General features: G+C 68.4%; 1 protein-coding gene. It reads right to left on the reverse strand.

All coding sequences use genetic code 11. The features are described from left to right. Positions 1–32: 32 nt before the first annotated feature. Positions 33–1,301: an IS30 family transposase gene (locus ACWC5O_RS45450; RefSeq protein WP_450592534.1), complete on the reverse strand. Its 1,269-nt coding sequence runs from the start codon at positions 1,299–1,301 to the stop codon at positions 33–35. Positions 1,302–1,346: the final 45 nt, after the last annotated feature.

The raw sequence follows: 1,346 nt of genomic DNA on the forward strand, positions 1-1,346 counted from the left end.
GGCGAATTCCAGGGGTCGTTGCAACACAGTGATCAACTGGCTGTGGCCAGGAGCTTAGCGAGGCGCTCGGCTGGGGTTTCCCAGCCGAGCGTTTTGCGTGGGCGGCTGTTCAGCTCGGCGGCCACGGCCGCCAAGTGCTCAGGGGCGTGGGTGGTGAGGTCGGTGCCCTTCGGAAAGTACTGCCGCAGCAGGCCGTTCGTGTTCTCGTTCGAGCCGCGTTGCCAGGGGCTTGCCGGGTCGCAGAAGTAGACCGGGATGTCGGTCGCGACGGTGAACGACCGGTGGGCGGCCATCTCCGAGCCCTGGTCCCAGGTCAGGGATCGCCAGAGGTGGTGCGGGAGGGCCTGGACGGTCGATGCGAGCGCATTGCGGGTCGCGTAGGCGGTGTGGCCGTCCGGGAGGTGCACGAGCATCAGGTAGCGGGTGGACCGCTCGACGAGTGTGCCGATGGCGGACTTGCCGTTCCTGCCGATGATCAAGTCGCCTTCCCAGTGGCCCGGGACGGCCCGGTCGGACGCTTCGGCGGGCCGTTCACTGATCATGACCATGTTCTTGACCGGCCGGTTGATGCGCCGGTCAGCGTGGCGACGCGGGCGCCGCATGGCCCTGCCGGTCCGAAGGGCGCGGGTCAGTTCCCGGCGGAGTTCTCCGCGGCCTTGGACGTAGAGGGCCTGATAGATCGTCTCGTGGACCACGTGCATCTCCGGGCGGTCGGGGAAGCGGGTCCGCAGAGCCTGGCAGATCTGTTCCGGGCTCCACCGCATCGTCAGGTGGTCCTGGATGAAGTCCCGCAGCTCGGAGCACTGCCCGATTTTGCCGACCTTGGGCCGGCCGCGACGCCGTTCGGCGCGGCGGTGGGCGTGAAAGGGCTGGTAGGCGAAGCCGCCCTTGGGCATGGGGCGCCGGTTGCGGCGTATCTCCCGGCTGACGGTCGACGGGCTGCGGCCCAGCTCGGCGGCGATCTGCCGAACGGACGCCTTCTCCCGCACCCGGTCCGCGATGTGGATGCGCTCCTCCTCGCGGAGGTACCTCGACGCGCGAGAAGCCGGTTCCCTCCGGTCAACCGCCTCCTCGGACTGCTGCCCGGGGACGGGATAGATCGAAGGGACCGGCTTCTTCCCCTTGCCCGGCGAGTGGTGGCCGTTGCGCCACTTCTTGCCGGTCCGCAGGTTGATACCGACGATGCGGGCCGCTTCCCGGGTGCTGTAACCCTGCTCCATGAGCTGGAAGTATGCGGCCCGCTCGGCGACCAACCTGCGGGGCCCCTGAGGCTTCCGCTCATCCCGAATCTCGAAGTCCATCGCATCCCCTGAGCTGGGGTGTTGCGACGACCACTAGAACGGAAG

The organism is Streptomyces sp. NPDC001450, assembly GCF_053597295.1.

Coding starts and splice junctions, on each gene's coding strand:
- ACWC5O_RS45450 (WP_450592534.1), bottom strand. CDS start 1,301: ATGGACTTCGAGATTCGGGATGAGCGGAAGCCTCAGGGGCCCCGCAGG.